Genomic DNA, 320 nt, shown 5'->3' with positions numbered 1-320 from the left:
ACCGGCAGGCAGGGTTTCGCTGTGCGCGCCAAAACGCCAGCGTTGCGCCTGTTTCAGGGCTTCTTCCAGCTGGCGAATATAATCACATTGTTGCTGAAGCAGCGCCAGTGCCCGCAGGCGGAACTGGCCGGGGTCATCCAGCGCGATTAAGTCATTGAGCGTCATACCGACAGTGTACCGGATAATTCCCCGCCGTTATCCGGTAAAAGTGTGACCGGGGTAGCGGAATTAGCTTCGCCAGCCGGACAGGTCATCTCCCTCGACTTGTTGCCAGTGAATGCCGCGGATGAGCCAGTCAAACTGGGCGGGCGTCATCACCC

1 pseudogene is annotated in these 320 nt (G+C 59.1%); it reads right to left on the bottom strand.

Going from position 1 to position 320, the window contains the following annotated elements:
- Window positions 1-165, bottom strand: a pseudogene (locus EAE91_RS23880) (IS66-like element ISPlu20 family transposase); the annotation flags it as partial.
- Window positions 166-320 lie beyond the last annotated feature (155 nt).

It is taken from the genome of Photorhabdus noenieputensis (genome assembly GCF_018448935.1).
In the GTDB taxonomy this organism is placed as follows: Bacteria; Pseudomonadota; Gammaproteobacteria; order Enterobacterales; family Enterobacteriaceae; genus Photorhabdus; species Photorhabdus noenieputensis.
Note: the sequence above shows the minus strand (reverse complement) of the source record. Positions and strands in the feature narration are given on the sequence as shown.